15 protein-coding genes are annotated in these 18,114 nt (G+C 35.8%); 13 read left to right on the top strand and 2 right to left on the bottom strand.

All coding sequences use genetic code 11. The features are described 5' to 3' along the window. Window positions 1–4: 4 nt before the first annotated feature. Both BN986_RS00925 and BN986_RS00930 read right to left on the bottom strand, forming a co-directional pair. Entirely contained in the window at window positions 5–1,237 is a 1,233-nt protein-coding gene (locus tag BN986_RS00925) for a dicarboxylate/amino acid:cation symporter (RefSeq protein ID WP_040977785.1), read from the bottom strand. Further along, a complete protein-coding gene (locus BN986_RS00930) occupies window positions 1,215–2,093 on the bottom strand; it encodes a prephenate dehydratase (RefSeq protein ID WP_244444914.1) in 879 nt (292 codons plus the stop codon). The genes BN986_RS00925 and BN986_RS00930 overlap by 23 nt, the downstream gene beginning before the upstream one ends. 624 nt (window positions 2,094–2,717) lie before the next feature. On the opposite strand from BN986_RS00930, the gene BN986_RS00935 reads away from it, so the two are divergent. From BN986_RS00935 to BN986_RS01000, 13 genes are all read left to right on the top strand, one after another. Further along, window positions 2,718–3,611, top strand: a complete 894-nt coding sequence (locus BN986_RS00935; RefSeq protein WP_316244912.1) for a putative RNA methyltransferase — start codon at window positions 2,718–2,720, stop codon at window positions 3,609–3,611. Window positions 3,612–3,956: 345 nt separating this feature from the next. Beyond that, complete coding sequence (locus BN986_RS00940; protein WP_040977786.1) at window positions 3,957–5,093, top strand: ArgE/DapE family deacylase; 1,137 nt, start codon at window positions 3,957–3,959, stop codon at window positions 5,091–5,093. Between the two features lie 170 nt (window positions 5,094–5,263). Continuing rightward, on the top strand, window positions 5,264–6,031 hold the full coding sequence (locus tag BN986_RS00945) for an IclR family transcriptional regulator (protein WP_040977787.1): 768 nt from the start codon (window positions 5,264–5,266) through the stop codon (window positions 6,029–6,031). Between the two features lie 30 nt (window positions 6,032–6,061). Beyond that, window positions 6,062–6,835 carry an SDR family NAD(P)-dependent oxidoreductase gene (locus BN986_RS00950; RefSeq protein WP_040977788.1) on the top strand — a complete coding sequence of 258 codons (774 nt, stop codon included), beginning with the start codon at window positions 6,062–6,064 and terminating at the stop codon, window positions 6,833–6,835. A 33-nt stretch (window positions 6,836–6,868) separates the two neighbouring features. Beyond that, on the top strand, window positions 6,869–7,333 hold the full coding sequence (locus tag BN986_RS00955) for a PPC domain-containing DNA-binding protein (RefSeq protein ID WP_052400562.1): 465 nt from the start codon (window positions 6,869–6,871) through the stop codon (window positions 7,331–7,333). 21 nt (window positions 7,334–7,354) lie between these two features. Continuing rightward, window positions 7,355–8,836 carry a class I adenylate-forming enzyme family protein gene (locus BN986_RS00960; RefSeq protein WP_040977789.1) on the top strand — a complete coding sequence of 494 codons (1,482 nt, stop codon included), beginning with the start codon at window positions 7,355–7,357 and terminating at the stop codon, window positions 8,834–8,836. Then, entirely contained in the window at window positions 8,837–9,976 is a 1,140-nt protein-coding gene (locus BN986_RS00965; RefSeq protein ID WP_040977790.1) for a thiolase C-terminal domain-containing protein, read from the top strand. Next, entirely contained in the window at window positions 9,977–10,294 is a 318-nt protein-coding gene (locus tag BN986_RS00970; RefSeq protein ID WP_052400563.1) for a Zn-ribbon domain-containing OB-fold protein, read from the top strand. Window positions 10,295–10,450: 156 nt separating this feature from the next. Then, a complete protein-coding gene (locus BN986_RS00975) occupies window positions 10,451–11,482 on the top strand; it encodes a DctP family TRAP transporter solute-binding subunit (protein WP_040977791.1) in 1,032 nt (343 codons plus the stop codon). After that, the gene (locus BN986_RS00980; protein ID WP_052400564.1) at window positions 11,479–11,994 is read left to right on the top strand and encodes a TRAP transporter small permease; all 516 of its coding nucleotides are present in this window, start codon (window positions 11,479–11,481) and stop codon (window positions 11,992–11,994) included. Before BN986_RS00975 ends, BN986_RS00980 begins: the two co-directional genes overlap by 4 nt. Continuing rightward, window positions 11,994–13,316, top strand: coding sequence for a TRAP transporter large permease (locus BN986_RS00985; RefSeq protein ID WP_040977792.1), 1,323 nt, complete (start codon window positions 11,994–11,996; stop codon window positions 13,314–13,316). Before BN986_RS00980 ends, BN986_RS00985 begins: the two co-directional genes overlap by 1 nt. Before the next feature lie 282 nt (window positions 13,317–13,598). Continuing rightward, the gene (locus BN986_RS25605) at window positions 13,599–14,465 is read left to right on the top strand and encodes an HNH endonuclease (protein WP_052400565.1); all 867 of its coding nucleotides are present in this window, start codon (window positions 13,599–13,601) and stop codon (window positions 14,463–14,465) included. A 923-nt stretch (window positions 14,466–15,388) separates the two neighbouring features. Continuing rightward, complete coding sequence (locus BN986_RS01000) at window positions 15,389–17,560, top strand: AAA family ATPase (RefSeq protein WP_040977793.1); 2,172 nt, start codon at window positions 15,389–15,391, stop codon at window positions 17,558–17,560. The last annotated feature ends 554 nt before the right edge of the window (window positions 17,561–18,114 follow it).

Here is an 18,114-nt window from a genome sequence, read left to right on the forward strand (position 1 = left end):
TATGTTATGATTTCCGAGCTTTTAATTTTACATTCCGTTTCTCCTCCGATTTATCAATCAGGACTGCTGCAGTGGCATCGCCGGTGATGTTCATGGTCGTATAAGCCATATCGAGTAATCGATAGATGGCTGCGATAGGACCCATCAATTCGATCGGCAGGTTAAGAAGCGTGAGGAAGGATGCTCCGAGTACAATTCCGCCGCCTGGGATGCCGGGCGCTGCCATATTTAAAATGGTTGCAATCATGACGAGATAAATAATTTGGCCGACACCGAGCGGGATATCGTAAAAGTCAGATACAAAGACAGCAAGCAGGCTAAATGATACTGCTCCGCCGGCCATATTAATGGTTGTCCCCAATGGTACAACAAAGTTCGTAATAGATTCGGAAACTTTAAAATCATTTCTGGTTACCCGCATGGTTGTTGGCATCGTTACAGCAGAACTTGTAGTGGATAGCGATACCAGCCACACTTTATAAATGCCCTTAATAAAATCAATCGGATTGAATTTACTATATAACCAGACCGGAATCAACATCACCAGGATAAAGACGATAATACATGCGAAATATGCTGTGAAAATATATAATCCAAGTGCAGAGAAAATGCCGGCGCCATATTCAGCAATAGCGAAGGCCATCAGAAAAATAATTCCAATCGGTGTGAGCTCCATGATGAAATCAAGAATTTTAAAGATGACTTTGGACAAGCTGTTGATAAAAGCTTTGACTGGATCCGCCTCTTTCCCAACGATAACGATGGCTACCGAGAAAATAACGGTAAATAAAATGGTTGCAAAAATATCCCCTTCAGAAATCGCCTGGAATAGATTGCTTGGTACAATATTCATAAAGAAATCTGCCACACTTGGTTCGGTAATTTCCCCGTCATATCCGCCGCCAGCATCCATATTAATTCTCTGACCAGGACGAATCAGGTAGGAAATAAATAAACTGATGGCTGCAGTGGTGATAAACATGGCAACAAAGACAACGATACTTTTAAAGCCAATTCGGCCGAGGTCACTGGAACTGCCGATATTAATAATACCAGTGGAGACGGCTACAAAAATAATGGGAATAATCATCATCTGAATTAAATTTAAATAAATATCGCCAATAAATTTTGCTTGAATAGAGAATTCGGGTAAAAGGATACCAAATAGGATTCCGAGCCCGAACCCAATCGCAATTCGGGTGAATAAGTGTTTTTTAGCGGTTAACAAGTTTTTCATACTGTAAGGCTCCTTTGTATGCTGGGATTTTACCTTTACGGTAATTGCCTAAAATATTTATATAAGTGCAGAAATCTTCTAACTCTTTTAACGCTATATGGAGTGCCTCGTGGTCAGCACTGTTATCCATGTCGATAAAGAATCCATATGTGAACGGTTCAAATTGAACTGGACGAGGCATCAAGTAGAGCACATCAATAGCATGCTTTTTAAAAATGTTTAACATATCGTATAGTGAGCCTGTGCTGTGATTGGCTTCGACATAAATAGATGTTTTATCCTGTATTTGATTTACGAGCGCCTTTTTCTTTTTAAAAAATAAGAAACGCGTCGTATTGAATGGATTGTTACTGATATTTTCTTGAATCACGGTCATGCCGTACAATGCTGCAGCATGGCTGCCTGCGATGCTGGCGATGGTATGATCCTCTGCGTATTTAACCATTTCCACTGCACCAGCTGTATCCATATAGTCGAGGACCTCAATATGCGGGTACTGACTTAAATAGGTATCACATTGTTTAAGTGCTTCCGGATGTGAATACACTTTTGTGATTTCCGACAGCTTCATGGGATGCTTTGTAATGAGTGCATGATTAATTTTTACATAGATTTCATCCGTAGCAATGACATCTAAATACTTCAATAAATCAATCGTTCTTGTAATAGGACCGCTTGTTGCGTTTTCTACTGGCAGCGCAATATAGTCAACCTCCTCATGGAGCAATGCATCCACTAATAATGGAAAAGTAAGATACCCCTTCGTCTGATAATTGTTTCCTTCACTAAACTTTTGGCATGCAATCGTACTGTAACTGCCTTCCACGCCTTGATAACCAATTAACAATTTATTCACTCCTCTACTGATGATAAAAAAAGACCATTTATGTTTCTGCCGCTAGAATAAGAGAAACGTAAATGGTCTAAAAAAATATAAAAAAACCAGCCACTTCGATTTCTCCTGTGACTGGTTAAACATGTTTACATGCTAATCAGCCATCTTAGATATAGGTCGTCTATATCCATGATGGCATATAGACGCTATCTAAAATAGCTAAAAAAGAAACGATTTAATTGTCGGGATGGATGCTTTAACATAATAATCACTCGAATCTTTTAATTGTTAAATAGATTCTAACGATTTGTTGGTGTGTTGTCAATACGAACTGACAGTATGTGTAGTAATAGATATAAAATACAAAATATATAATTCAGAGGAATTTTGAAATAAAAAAGATCATTTTACACAAAAGGAAAGGTTTATTTGCTATTCCGATAAGGCCTTGATAAAATATCAATTGCTTTACCACTATTTTTATTCAGAGGAGACTTTTCCATGATTATTCAATTCATTGTTTATCGATAGTAAAAGGTATAGACTGTATTCAAACCCAGTTCAATTTTTTAAAACATTTGACGAGGGTTTATTTGTCTATGCCTTTTTTATTTATCTATAAAACGAATGAATGAGGTGTCTACTTTGTCTAAAATAACTAAAAAAGTGAAAAGCGCAAAACATGTAAGTGAATTTGAATCCATTTTTAAGTGTCCTATTTGTGAAGCATCTATGAAAGTATTTGAATTAAAAAGTTTCATTTGCCTAAACAATCATACATTTGATTTCACCAAACAAGGATATATTAACTTAACCACACATCCAATAAAAGCGAAGTATAGCAAAGAACTTTTTGAGGCGCGACGGAAACTTATTGCAGAAGATAAATTTTTTGAACCTCTTATTCAAGCAATTGCCGAAATTATAAGAAGGCAAGCTGATATAAAAAAAGAATCATTATTGCTACTTGATACAGGATGCGGGGAAGGTTCACATCTATCTAATGTATGCGAAAAAGTTCGTCCGGACTTTGGAAATACAGTAACAGGAGCAGGAATTGATATTTCTAAAGAAGGTGTATTAGCCGCCGCTAAGAACTACACTAATCAGATTTGGGCTGTAGCAGACCTTGCCAATACACCGTTTAAGGATAAACAGTTCGATGTTATCCTTGATATCTTGTCACCTTCTAATTATGCAGAATTTAATAGGCTATTGAGAGCGGATGGCTTAGTTATTAAAGTTGTCCCACGAAGCGGCTATCTAAAAGAAATAAGAGAGGCTTTATTTGATGAACGGGCGAAGCAGGAGTATTCTAATATAGAGACTGTTGATCGCTTTAACGAAAATTTCCAAAAAGTGGACAGTTTAAGAGTGCAGTATACCAGAGAGCTTAATAATCTATCTATGCAATCGTTGGTTTTTATGACTCCTTTAACGTGGACAGCTAAAGAGGAAAGAATAAAATTATTTTTAGAAAGAGACTCAGCTGACATAACCGTGGATTTGGAAATATTAATTGGCAGGAAAACAAATTGAGTCACAAAATATACTGGCTAAGTTAGCTAAGTAGGCGAGGGATTTTTGTCTCTCGACTGTTTTTAATCTCTTACTCGTAAGTAAATGAGAATTTTCTAATAAACGAACAAGGTACCTAGCTTTTAGTATTAAATTATTTCATATTTAGCTAGCAATCCATTCCCGCCTTTTCATTTAATATTGTAAGAAGTTTGGGAAGTGATTAAGCAGATAATGTGCAACATAGATTTTCCCTTGTTTCCGAATACTTTTTTCATGATGAGGGTATTGTATATTATGGCTAATAAATTCATAAATTTGGTTCTGAATATGAATCCGTATATATAACGAAAGGAGAATCATACCTTGAACAAAGAAGAACGCATAAAAATCTTACAAGATATCATAAAAATAAAATCAGTAAACGATAATGAATCAGAAGTAGCAGATTACTTAGCAAATCTATTCGAAAAATATGGGATTGAATCTGAAAAAGTAAAATATAGTGAAGGCCGTGAAAGCTTAGTAGCCGCTTACAAAAAAGGTGATGGTAAAGTATTAGGCATCAGCGGACACGAAGATGTTGTAGCAGCCGGTGATGAGAGTGAATGGAAATTCCCGCCTTTCTCAGCCGAAATCGATGGGGATAAATTATACGGCCGGGGTTCCACAGATATGAAATCTGGTCTGACAGCTCTAGCGATCGCTATGATTGAAGTGAAAGAAGAAAATGCAGATATCAACGGTACTTTGAAATTCATGGCAACGGTTGGTGAAGAAGTCGGTGAATTAGGTTCGGAACAATTAACGAAAGAAGGTTATGCGGATGATCTGGATGGATTAATTATAGGCGAACCAACCGGCCCAGCATTGATTTATACGCATAAAGGGTCCATAAACTATACCATTGTTTCACGTGGAAAATCTGCACACAGCTCCATGCCTAAAGAAGGTATTAACTCCATTGCTAATATTAATGAATTTGTGACGCGTGCTAATGCAGAGATGCAAGCAGTCACGGATAAATACAAAAATAATGTATTAGGGGAAACTGCTCATGCTATTACCATCATCCATGGTGGAGATCAGGTTAACAGTATTCCAGCTGTGACAACATTACAAGGAAATATTCGTACGATTCCTGAATTTGATAACAGTAAAGTGAAAGCATTATTACAAAGTATTGTTGAGGATTTGAATAAAACAGAAGGATTTAACTTAGAGTTAATCATTGATAATGATATTTATCCTGTCAAATCTAATCCGGATTCTGGATTAATTAAAGCTATCCAGACTGTTTCCAAGCAAGAATTACCTGTGACTGGTATTTCACCGACGACGGATGCAGCTGCATTTACGAAAGCAGACAATGATTTTGACCTTGTTATTTACGGTCCTGGTGTTTCAGATTTACCGCATCAGACAGACGAATATGTATCCATTGATAACTATTTAGAAATGATAGACAATTACAAAGCAATCTACAAAGAATATTTAAAATAAGTTGCTGACTATAAAACATCTCAACGAACTATGGTTGAGATGTTTTTTTTGGTCTTATATTCTGAAATTTCTCCATTGAATAAAATTTCCCATTGACAGTTTAAAAAAAGTATTTTAACATTTTTCATATATAGAAAATTAACTTTCACTATATGAAAGTAGGTATGTACATGCAATATCAAAATAAAAGCTTAGGGAAATCATTTGATATTATCGAGTCGTTGTGTAGAGAGCCTAAAACTGCTACAGAGTTGTCTATGGAATTAGGCTTGAACCCAACCACCTTGCACAGGTTTATTATGACATTGCAAGAGATGGGGATTGTGGAGAAGTTAAATGATAATAAACTTCGGATGTCTTATCAATTTATTAACTTAGGTAAAATGGCAGAGACCCACTATGATATCGCAGGAGATTCAAAACCATTTTTGGAAGCGCTTGCGAAGGAGTCGGGTGAAAGTGTTCTGATTTCAACGTTTCAAAATTTTTCAGTTTCTTATCTATCAAAAGTGGAGAGTTCCCATGCTATCCGAATCGTCCTTGACCCGGGAGATAAAGTTCCCTCCTATACAGTAGCTTCAGGGAAATTGTTTTTATCCAGTTTAGATGAGACGCTACTTCATAAATTCCTTGCGAAAGTAAAGCTGGAAAAGAAAACGGAGAACACCATTACGACAAAAGAAGCATTGCTGAAAGAGCTTCAAGAGATTAGAGAACGAGGGTATGCCATCGATAATGAAGAATACTTAGTAGGGTTAAAAGGAATGGCGGCACCGATTTACAATTCTACTGGCAATGTCGTCGCAGCACTTAGTGTAGCCGGGGTAGCTCTAAGACTTGATAATGATAAAACAACCAGCATTGCGGAAAGGCTCTTGTATTATGCAAATAAGATATCGAATACACTGGGCTGGTTTCCTGAGGAAAGTAATAATTGATGAACTAAAATAAGAATTGGAGTGAAGAACATGTCAACATTAAAAGGAAATGTATCGATCATTACAGGTGCTTCGAGAGGGATAGGGGCTGCCTCCGCTATAGCTTTAGCAAAAGAAGGCTCACACGTCGTTTTAGTGGATATTTTACCATGTGATGAGACGAAAAAAACGATATCAGAATTAACGGAGAGCAGTGAAACAATCGTAATGAATGCTTCTATTGATATAAAAAACCGTAACGAGGTTCATCAATTAATGAAAGACGTCTATGACAGATTTAACCGGATTGATGTTGTGGTGAACAATGCAGGTACTTGCTCAAGATTGGATCTAGAAAACATGACGGATGAAATATGGGATCGAGATATTAATACCAACCTGCGAGGCACATTTTTAATGACCCAAGAAGCAATTTATCCATATATGAAAAATCAGGGACATGGAAAAATAATTAATGTCAGCTCCATTTCAGGAATAATGGGCGGGCCATTTGCTTTTAGTAATGGGGAAAAATCAGAACGTTCAGGTCCAGCTTATGCTGCTTCCAAAGGTGGCGTAATCGCCCTCACCAAGTGGATCGCAAAAGAAGTTGGAGAACTTGGAATTACGTGCAACAGTATTGCTCCAGGGCCGGTAGAAACAGAGATTACGAAAGGGCTCAATTATCCATTAGAAAATCAGGTCGTTAAAAGAATGGGAAGACCGGAAGACATTGCAGGAGCGGTAGTCTATTTTGCTTCTGCCCATTCAGACTATGTGACTGGAGAAGTATTAAAGGTTTGTGGGGGATCAGCAATCGGGTAATTTATCAAATTCTGTTTAGTATGGGGGTTTATTATGTCTGTTAAATCAACGAGTACTAATCAAGTTATTTATGGCGCATTAGGTTGTGGAGAAGACCTGATGGAAGGAATCATCAGAATCTGTAAGGAAAACAACTTAAATTCTGGGATGGTTACATGTATTGGATCTTTAGATGAAGTGGGTTTTACAGTGTTTAAACTAAATTCAGAAAATCAACTGGATGGCTACGCAGAACCGACCATCATTAAAGAACCTGTGGAATTAATTCAAGCAACAGGTTTTGTATGTATTGATGAAAACGGAGAACATGACTTGCACATGCATGGAATGATAGAAAGGATGGATTCAACCATACAAGCCGGACATTTTTTAAGAGGCTATAATAAAGTTTGTGTGACGGTTGAATTAACGATTGTTGCATCGCCAGAAGTTACAGCTTATAGAAGATACAATGATTCACTTGGCTATAAGGTTATTCAGTTTGAAGATTCTATTTGATGACTAAGGGAGGTACCCATGATGATAACATTATCTCAATTAGCAAAGAAAGCGTTTACGCAACATGCCGATAAGGTAGCAGTAGCTGATAAGTATAAGGAATTAAGTTATAAGGAGCTGAAAGAACATTCCTGTCAATTAGCGAATGCATTAATTAGTGAAGGTTTAAGAAAAGGAGATCGTGTGGCTATCCTGTCTACGAATCGAGCAGAGCATATCATGATCGATCTCGCGATAGCGATGACCGGGCTGATCAAAGTACCCATAAACACCAAATTACATCCAAGAGAAACGGAATATATACTTAACGATTCGAATGCAAAGTTGTTACTTGGTGAAAAACATTTAACCGATAAAATCAATTATAATGGCAAAGTGGTTACATTTGAGGGTCAATTCACATCCTTTATTAAAGATGAGAATTCTGAATATCCGGATATTTCCGTTTTTGAAAGTGACCCTTTTGCAATTATGTACACTTCGGGAACAACAGGAAAACCCAAAGGTGCTGTATTATCACATCAAGCGATGGTAGCCTCCGCGCAGTCTCTAATGATGGCATGTGAGATAAGCTATGATGATACAATCGGACATGTAGCTCCATTAACCCATGGCAGTAATTTCTTAGCACAATGTGCCATTTTCTTTGGCCTGAAGCAGGTTATTTTTGATAAATTTGAACCTGGAAAATTTATTGATGATCTGGAACGTGAAAAGGTTACTGTTATTTTTATGGTTCCCACTATCGTAAATCTTATGGTGATGGATGATCATTTTGATGCGCATAAACTTAGATATGTTAAATCGATCAATATGGCTGGAGCACCAATAGCTGCAGAAAAATTGCGATATGCCTTGGATAAATTAGGACCAATATTTGCGGAAACGTATGGACTGGTAGAAGCACCGATGGCGATAACAATCATGCCAAAAGCAAAGCTGCCAAATTACTTATCCTCATGTGGCGCGGAAGGACCGATGGTTGAAATGGTACTTCGTGATGAAGACGGAAGTGCAGTCGCACAAGGAGAGGTAGGAGAAGTAACTTGTCGGGGACCTCTGGTGATGGATAAGTATTGGAATAATGAGAAAGCCACCAATGAATCAATAAAAGATGGTTGGTTTTACACCGGAGACCTTGGTTGGATTGATGCATATGGCCATTTAAATCTTATCGATAGAAAAAAAGATATTATCATAAGTGGCGGGATGAATATTTATCCGAGGGAAGTAGAGGAAGTATTAAATTTACACGGTGCTGTAAAAGAAGTTTGTGTATTCGGTGTCCCGAACGACAAATGGGGTGAATCTGTTTACGCACATGTTGTATTAAAAAATGATTCTGAAATAGCTTCCCAGGAGTTAATCGAACATTGTAAAGAGCACATGGCAAGCTATAAAAAACCATCACATATAGAAATTGTTTCAGAACTGCCAAAGAGCCCTTACGGAAAAGTATTACGAAGAGAGTTGAAAGAAGAATATCAGGAAGGTGTGACATAAATGGTGCGTGTAGCAGTAACCGGTTCAGGTATTACTCATTTTGGAAAGCGTCATGAATCTCTTAAATCCCTTCTTTTAAATGCCTGCCGCCAAGCTTTGGTAGAGGCTGGGAAACCTAAGGTAGATGCAGTCATGGTTGGGAACTTTATAGGAGGCCCATTAGAACAGCAGGAGATATTGGGGAGTATTTTGGTTTCAGAACTTGGATTAGGGCATATTCCTGCTATGAAAACAGAAGGTGCATGTGCTTCAGGAGGAATTGCTTTTCGCCAGGCATACCAACTGATTAAAGCTGGAGAATACGATACGGTATTGGTCGCAGGTGGAGAGAAAATGACACATATGCAAACGAATCAAGTCATCTCCGCTGTTAATTACGCAATGGATAACAGTACGATGGAATCTAAAACAGGTATCACATTTCCAGGTTACTTTGGAGTCGTTGCTAATCGATATATGTATGAATATGGGGCAACGAAAAAACACTTGGCAATGGTTGCTCAAAAAAATAGGAATTATGCCATAAATAATCCGATTTCTCAGTTTAAAAGTGCGGTTTCATTAGAGGAAATTTTAGAAGCAAGAATGATTACAGAGCCGTTAGGATTATTTGATTGTTCTCCAATCTCTGATGGTGCCGCTGCTGTTGTATTGCAGCGTAAAGCTGACGACGGTGTGGAAGTATTGGCCTCTGGGCAGGCTTCAGGAACGCCTATCATGCAAGAAGTGGAAGACTTAACCAGAATTACTGCTACACAGAAGGCCGCAGAGCAAGCCTATACCAATGCTTCTCTAGGACCGGATGATGTTGATGTTGTGGAATTACACGATTGTTTCTCGATGACAGAAATTATTGCCATAGAGGAATTAGGCTTCTTCGAAAGAGGAAAAGGATTTGAAGCAATTGAACAAAAATGGACTGCCCACGGCGGGAAAGTACCAGTAAATACAAGCGGAGGATTATTATCTAAAGGGCATCCTATCGGAGCAACAGGGATTGCACAAATTGTTCAAGTGGTAGATCAATTAAGAGGTACAGCATGTAATCAGGTTGATAATGCACGGATTGGTTTGGCTCAAAATTTAGGTGGTACAGGAGCATATTCTATTGTTCATTTGTTTAAAAAGGAGGGAGCTTAGATGAATATTGCTATTTCACAATGCTCCAATTGCCAATGGGAGTGGGTAGGCGAAAAACTATACTGCCCCAAATGTTTAAGCGATGATTATGTGATCATAGAATCAGACGGAGTTGGAACGGTATACTCTCATACAACCATTCACGCGGCCCCTGATAAGTATAAAGATTTGGCACCATACACCATCGCGCTTGTAGATATGACAGAAAAAATCCGATTATCTACTAGAAGTCTTAATGAAAGTATATCGATTGGAGATACCGTTCAGATTACGGAGATAAAGAATGGAGCCTATATAGTAGATAAGGTTGAATCTTGATCTAGCAGATAAATAGATTCCATGCTAATCGAATCGCTAGAAAAACATGTATAAAAAGTATAAAGGTGAGTACTTCTAGGTAACTCACCTTTAATCTCCATAGCAAGTCATAAAATGTAACCGCTTTATCAGAAATGAAGATGTGAGGTGACAGATATGCTAAAAAAAGTTTTTATATTAAAGGTCTTTGTTTGTTGCATTGTATTTATTGCTGGATGCGGGGCAAATGCAACACCCGGAGAGGACGTGCATGAATGGAAAATGACTATTACCGTTGGGCAAGGATCAACTTGGTATGAAGGAGCAATAAAATTTGCAGAAGATTTAGAAAGAGAAAGCGGAGGGCGTTTATCCATTGATGTATATACAAATGAACAGCTGTCGGCAGGAAATCCGGAAGCTGGTGTAGAGCAATTAATGGATGGACTAAAAGATTTTTCTTATAACTCGAGCATTATTTATGCTGGGATCGATCCAAGGTTCGGTGTCTTAAGCGCTCCTTTTTTAATTAATGATATTAATGATGCAGAGCGTGTATTGAACGGCGAGAGTGGAGAGATTATTGAAGACATGTTAAGGGAAAGAGGCGTGGAACCGCTTGGTTTTGCAGAAAGCGGCTTTCGACAAATTACCAACGATACGCAGCCGATTAGAAGCCCGGAGGATCTAGATCATCTTAAAATTCGGATACCAAGTATGGGGGTTTTTACAAATCTTTACCGGACACAAGATGCCGATCCGATTACAATGGCATTTTCAGAAGTGTACACCGCCTTGCAGCAGGGCACGATAGATGGTCAAGAGAATCCTGTTGACGTTACCTATTCTTCTGGCTTGGAAGAGGTTCAGCAATATATGACAATGTGGAACTACGTATATGATGCTTTGATATTAGGAATGAATAAAGAGTTGTACGATTCTTTGTCTGAAGAAGATCAAGCGTTAATTAAAAGGGTAGCAGCGGAAGCAAATGAGTATCAAATTGCTTTAACAAGAGAGAAGGAGGAAGAACAGTTAGCCGAGCTTGAAGAAAAAGGCATGGAGATCTATTATCCTTCCGAATCAGAGATCGAGGAATTCAGAACGAGCTCTCAACCAGTTTACGATTATTTTGAGGACGTATGGGGAGCTGATCATCTAGAAACGTTTCAAAGGGAAGCGGATGGAAGCGGGGAGATGGATGAATGAAATACTTATCTTATTTTGAAAATACGCTTGTTATCTTAGCAATGGCAGGAATGGCAATCATCACGTTTGCGAATGTATTATCAAGATACTTTTTTGATGTTTCATTTGCCTTTGCAGAAGAGTTAACCATCAATTTATTCGTACTAGCTACCCTTGTCGGAGCATCCATTGCGATAAAACGTCAATCCCATTTTAATTTTCAGTTCCTATATGAGAGATTAAATCCAAAAGCACAGAAAGTCGTACTAGTTATCATAAGTATCTTGATGCTGGCGTTTCTGGCATTAATTTTCATTTTTGGTTTAGAGCTTGCCCTGAATCAATTGGAAAGAGGGAGAATGACACCCGCATTAAATATTCCGCAATGGTTATTTACGCTCGCCCTTCCATTGGGTTCATTACTCTGTATGATCAGAACCATAGAGATGACAATCATACAAGGAAATTTTACGCTTAAGCGAAAACACGAATATGAAGAGATAGAAATCGAGCGTAAGGAGTTGAATAGCTGATGCTAACGGTGTTGATGTTTGTTGTTTTCTTTCTATTGCTATTTATAAGCCTTCCTGTTGCTTTTGCACTTGGTATTGCAGCAGTAGTTACATTATTTATTGACTCTGGCTGGTCATCTCTTGCCCTGATTCCCAGCATTATGTACTCATCTATATCTTCATTCACTTTATTAGCAATTCCTTTTTTTGTTCTTGCAGGAGTGATCATGGGGTATTCCGGGATATCGAAACGTTTAATAGACTTTGCTTATCTGGCATTTGGCCACCGTAAAAATGGAATGGTGATTGTGACCATTGTAGCAGCGTTTTTCTTTTCTGCGATATCTGGTTCAGGACCTGCCACCGTAGCAGCTATGGGGACCATTCTAATCCCGGCGCTCGTAAAAAATGGCTTTAAACCAGAAAGTGCTTCTGCATTAGTAGCGAGTTCCGGTTCTTTAGGTATCATATTACCTCCAAGTATAGCGTTTATCGTTTTCGGAGTGATTGCCAGTGATTTTATCAGCATTTCGATTGGCAGACTTTTTATAGCTGGTATCGTTCCTGGAATATTGTTAGCAGCTAGTTTGTTAATTACAAGTATCATTATTAATAAAAAAGATAGAAAAAGGCGTGATGATGCAAAAGAAGAATTTACAGTAGCTGAGAAGGCACCAACAATCGAAATAATTAAGGCCTTTTTTAAAGCTTTGCTTGGATTAATGATACCAGTCATTATTTTAGGAGGAATTTACTCCGGAATCTTTACACCAACTGAAGCAGCAGTAGTTGCAGTGTTTTATTCTTTAATTGTAGGCCTTGTGTTTTATAGAGAATTGAAGCTTAAAGATCTTTCCAAAATACTTATTGATGCTTCCGTACAATCAGCTGTCATTATGATTATTATTGGAATTGCTTCCCTGTTTTCATACATTATTACGACACAACAAGTAGCTGAAACGATTACGTCAAACGTATTATCTCTCACTACCAATCAAGCCATTTTATTGTTAATCGTAGCTATTATTTTGCTTATCATAGGTACTTTTATCGATGCAATTTCAGCATTTTATATATTTGTTCCGTTACTTATGCCCGTGTTGTTGGAAGTCGGTGTTGATCCTACTACAATCGGTGTAATGATGACTGTTGGTTTAGCAATAGGATTGTTTACCCCGCCGGTCGGACTAAATTTATTTGTAGCCAGTGGCATATCCGGAGTCTCTTCAGAGGGGATTGTAAGAGGGGCGGGACCGTACTTGGTAGCTTCTCTTGTTGTATTGCTGCTTGTGATGTTTTTCCCTGTTATCTCAAACGGGCTGCCGAATCTTTTGGATGTTTAAGGGTTGGCGAAAGTTGTTTGTTATGGATTTTTAAAGTTATATAGAAAGGGAATCCCGGAGTTCCGTTAATATTAAGCCTTGGCATTTTAGATTTATCTCACCAAATAGACAAATATGTATTTATTGAAAATTATTTAGAAATGATAGATAATTTACAAAGAATATTTTAAATAATCGGTTAACATTTACTGATTATAAACACCTCAATGAACGATAGTTGAGGTGTTTTGATATGCTTGATACTGTGCAATTAATTTTATAGTAAACATAGGAGGTATAAACATGCTGGTAGAAGAATATAAAGCGTATTTAAAAAATCCAGATACTAGATTTTTTATCATTGATACTCATGGAGGAAAGGATATACAAAATATCTATGAGGACAAAGATTTTGTTAAATATGCCTGGGATACAAGCAAGTTTGGTAAGGTAAGAAAGAATGATATGTTTATTTATAGAAGACCAGGAAAAAACTCAGAATTAAAGGAATTTTATTTCTTTGGAGCTGGTGTATTCGGAGAAATAGAGAAATCAGAATCGGATAATCACGTTTTTTCTTATATACATACATCTGTACGTTTTAAAAACTATATTAGCGCTACAGATGAAAGATTAGTTGCTTATCAATGGAAATTTAAAACAAGAGTAAAAGACAACTGGGCACATTTCTTCAATCAATATGGCATGAATGAGATAAAGAAGGAAGATTTTGAGTTCTTGTTGGGTTTAGGGATAGATTCAGACGATTACACCTTATTAGATGGTGAAACAAATATTGCCGATCAAAAGGATATGGCTGACGAGCTTGCAACAACTGCTGTTGACAAGGAAGGTAAGAGAATTAAAGTATATGGATATCGTTACGAAAGAAAGCCTAAGTTAAGAAAAGAAGCACTTAAAATTCATGGTTATACATGTAAAGCATGTGGTTTTAATTTTGAAGATAATTATGGGGAGATTGGAAAGGATTTTATTGAAGTACATCATGTAAAGCCCTTAAGTGAGGTTCAAGAAGAGTCAGAAGTTGATCCGCGGCATGATCTAGTTCCTTTATGTTCAAATTGTCATCGAATGATTCATAGGAAAAAAGGGGGTATGTTAGGTGTGGAGGAGTTGAAGGCAATTATTGCATCGAGTAACGTAGTGTGATTGAAGGAAATTTTAGATGATAATTTTATAGTTTTTGTCTATAGGATGGCGAATAGCTATCAAGCTAAATTTATAAATTAGGAATAACAAAGTTTTTTACTAAGTTTCTTTCTAAAGTAATTGTTAGGGAGGAGCTTTTATAATATTGCTAAAAGTAAACATACAAGGTGCCTCTGACTTATAAAACCATGCTCCCTGTGTGTGGTTAACTAACAATTGAATCATTACAAACAAGGATGTATATGTCAACGTATCAACAAGATGAAGTTATTTAAATTCTCTTTTTTCTTTCTTAGGAACAGTTGTGAGCAGTGTATTTTTTCTTGTATATTTTTAATTCATCAGAGATGTTGGGGGAGGCAACAGGAGAGAGGAGGTTGTTAAGTGAGATAATAGGTGTGTTTTTGGATCTTGCCGATGGTTAATTTAGGTATAATGGTAAACTTTCCTGTTAGATATGATAGAATTAAGGTACATTATGACTGGAAATATTATTTTAATAAAAAAGAGAGCAATACTTTCGTAGATTAATCTGGCTACTTCTGCAGTTGCACAGAAGTTTGAAAGGAAGCTGCTAAAGTTCAGAACAAATGTCGATAATCTTGTTACTTTGGGAAAGAGAGAGTTTGGGTTTGTGATTGTCGAATTTCTTTGGAAACAATGAGAGTATGTATAAGCATAAGCATAGTGATTTGGCTTTGTTGTTTTCTAGGATAACATTCCTCAGCATCTAATGTATGTAACAAGTGTTGTTGGGATTGAGTTATCGAATTAATAGGAAGTTATACCATAAGTAAAGGGATATTCTTAGAAAAGTTGAGGAAGACTCTTGCTTTGGGCAACGATGGAGAGATTCATTAAACACAGAGGGGGCAAAGAAATTAAGTTTGATTTAGAACAAAACAATTAGCGAGGTGTAATTTATGATAAAAAATATCAATTTATCTGATTTTAATTATGTTTTTAATTCTTCTGAATTATTAGATATTAAAAAGAAAAACTTTATTTATGGTAAAAATGGTACTGGTAAATCATCTTTAACTAAAGCAATACTGAAACAATACCAAACTACATATGATATCCATGTTTTTAACGGGTGGAAAGGTATAATAGCGGAGAATGATAGACTTGATTCTATTGCTTTAGGTACAACAAATTCTTCAATACTGAAGCAAATAAAAGAAATAGATAATGATATTGAAATACTTGGTAAAGAAATTGAAGAACCAGAAGATAAATCCGTAGAAAACTTGTATACAAAAATTAAAAACTCAAAAGATAAACAGAAAAGACAAGAAAATAAATTAGAAAAATTCTATACAAATTCGGCTAGAGAAATAACAAATCAATTTTCTTTAGCAAGGTCTTATAATAAAAATCATTTTAAAAAAGACATAGAAAATGCAAGAACTCTGATTGATGATGAAAGAAAACAGTTAAAAGAAACCATTGAAATAAAGTACTTAGATATAGGTGAAGAAGAACAGAAGTTTATTTCAATAAATCTAGAAAGTATATTAAATTCGGTAAATGAAATTCTTCAAATGGCAGTAATTCCGAGTGTTGTAATCCATGAATTTAATGACAATTTTAAAAAAGAACAATTTGCAAAAGAAGGTTATCATATACATGATAAAGGAGAAAAGTGTGCTTTTTGTGGAAATGAAATTAGTTCTACACGTTGGGAGCGGCTAGATAGTTATTTTTCAGACGAGATAAACAATTTAGAGGGAAGAATAGAAAATGGATTAAAATATCTAGATAATAAGTTAGAAGAAGTAAAAAAATTAACGGTAATTAATGAAAATATATTTTATCCAAAATTTAAAGATATAATTACAAATTTGAATAAAACAATTTTAGAAAAAAAAGATGAATATAGGAATTTTTTGGAGAATTTAAGAACTAATCTAGAAGATAAGAAAGCAAAGATGACAATTGAAGTACAGAATATTAAAATAGACATTCCTTCTGATTTTAGTAAGATTGAACAAGAATATAAAGTTGTTTTTACAGATAATAGAGAATATAATGAGAATTTTAAATTAGAGCGGGAAAAGGCGCAAAATAAATTAAGATATCATAAAGTTCAAAGTTTGCTTTTTATGTTCGATTATAATAAAGAAAAAGATAAATATGGAGATTTGCAGGTAGAAATTAATACATTAGAAGAAGAGCGTGATGAAAAAGCAAATAAAATCAGAAACTTAAAAACTCAAAAAGATGAATTAATCAAAAAAAGTACCGACGAAACAAAAAGTGTGCAAAATATAAACGAATTATTAAAGGGTTTGGGAAATAGAGCTTTTGTTTTAGATTATGTAAAAAATGAACATGAACAAAAAGGTCAATATTCTATAAAAGACCTTAAAGGAGCAGAAAGAAGTATACAAACATTAAGTGATGGTGAAAAAAATATTGTTGCTTTTCTATGGTTTATGCATAATATAAATAAAGTAAAAGAAGGAGAAGAGCGGGGAAAGGAAAAAATAGTTATATTTGATGACCCTATGACTAGTAATGATGATAATGCTCAATATTTGATGATTGGGCTTTTAAATAAATATTATCAAGATGATAACAATCCACAAATATTTATATTAACGCATAATAATCAATTTTTTTTACAAGCAACACCAACTACAAAGAAATACCCTACAGATAGTAAGCCAAACCCGAATCAAAAGTATATAAGATTAATTAAAGTAGAGGAGAAAACTGACATACAAGTAATTGAAAATCATAAAGACGAAATAAAACCGTTGTATGATGAGTTATGGGAAGAATTAAAGTTTGCTTATGATAATAATAAACCAATATTTATGTGGAATAATATGAGGAGAATAATAGAAACATTTAATAAATTCAATTATAGAAAAGGTTCCCCTAGTGATATTGAAAGGCAATTGGTAGGTATGGTTGATAAAACATTAGCAACCGCTTTAATCAAGAGTTTAAATGTGAATTCTCATATAGGATATCAAACAGATATAGATATTTCTGGTAAAACAAGAGAAGAACTGAAAAACTTATTTGAAGATATCTTTAATAGACTAGGAAACAAGTATCATTTTGAAAGCTATTGGAGTAGGTGAAAAGTTACGATCAATCTTGTTTTTCAATTGAATCGGACCTATAATTTTGGATTCAAGAGTGAATTTAACTGATGAATTAGGACTTCGGTCAAAGGGAAAGCAGTCAGCACTATGGTTAATTATTATTTAGCGATAAAGACTTCTGTCATCTAGTGATAAACAAATACAGAAATGATACATATTGAATGTAAATTTAAAAGGTTTATGAAAAACATATGTTGTGAAGAAAAAAATTTAAGTCATATTTTAGACTAAAATAGATGGATATTGCTTACCCTATTGATGAAAAGTAGGTGTGTAGGCAACGATGCAATCCTAACCAGAAAAGCAATAAATCAGAATATGCTTGAGAAAGTAGAAATAGAAAAATATTCGCCACCAATACTTTGATTGCTTCGCACAATGTAATAACAGGTCATGTGATAGAAACGATGTGGACAACATTCAAAGGGGAAGATGTTGTTTATCATATTAGCTAGGCTATTGAGTTGAATCCAAATGCTTCTTATGTGTTCGTTATGGATGAGCTCAGTAACATAAATCAGAATTGTTTG

The organism is Oceanobacillus jeddahensis (genome assembly GCF_000750635.1).
Lineage (GTDB): Bacteria > Bacillota > Bacilli > Bacillales > Amphibacillaceae > Oceanobacillus > Oceanobacillus jeddahense.

What these genes read in the sequence shown, in the direction of transcription:
- BN986_RS00925 (WP_040977785.1), bottom strand. Translation starts at nt 1,237, where the DNA reads ATGAAAAACTTGTTAACCGCTAAAAAACACTTATTCACCCGAATTGCG.
- BN986_RS00945 (WP_040977787.1), top strand. Translation starts at nt 5,264, where the DNA reads ATGCAATATCAAAATAAAAGCTTAGGGAAATCATTTGATATTATCGAG.
- BN986_RS00950 (WP_040977788.1), top strand. Translation starts at nt 6,062, where the DNA reads ATGTCAACATTAAAAGGAAATGTATCGATCATTACAGGTGCTTCGAGA.
- BN986_RS00955 (WP_052400562.1), top strand. Translation starts at nt 6,869, where the DNA reads ATGTCTGTTAAATCAACGAGTACTAATCAAGTTATTTATGGCGCATTA.
- BN986_RS00960 (WP_040977789.1), top strand. Translation starts at nt 7,355, where the DNA reads ATGATAACATTATCTCAATTAGCAAAGAAAGCGTTTACGCAACATGCC.
- BN986_RS00965 (WP_040977790.1), top strand. Translation starts at nt 8,837, where the DNA reads ATGGTGCGTGTAGCAGTAACCGGTTCAGGTATTACTCATTTTGGAAAG.
- BN986_RS00970 (WP_052400563.1), top strand. Translation starts at nt 9,977, where the DNA reads ATGAATATTGCTATTTCACAATGCTCCAATTGCCAATGGGAGTGGGTA.
- BN986_RS00975 (WP_040977791.1), top strand. Translation starts at nt 10,451, where the DNA reads ATGCTAAAAAAAGTTTTTATATTAAAGGTCTTTGTTTGTTGCATTGTA.
- BN986_RS00980 (WP_052400564.1), top strand. Translation starts at nt 11,479, where the DNA reads ATGAAATACTTATCTTATTTTGAAAATACGCTTGTTATCTTAGCAATG.
- BN986_RS00985 (WP_040977792.1), top strand. Translation starts at nt 11,994, where the DNA reads ATGCTAACGGTGTTGATGTTTGTTGTTTTCTTTCTATTGCTATTTATA.
- BN986_RS25605 (WP_052400565.1), top strand. Translation starts at nt 13,599, where the DNA reads ATGCTGGTAGAAGAATATAAAGCGTATTTAAAAAATCCAGATACTAGA.
- BN986_RS01000 (WP_040977793.1), top strand. Translation starts at nt 15,389, where the DNA reads ATGATAAAAAATATCAATTTATCTGATTTTAATTATGTTTTTAATTCT.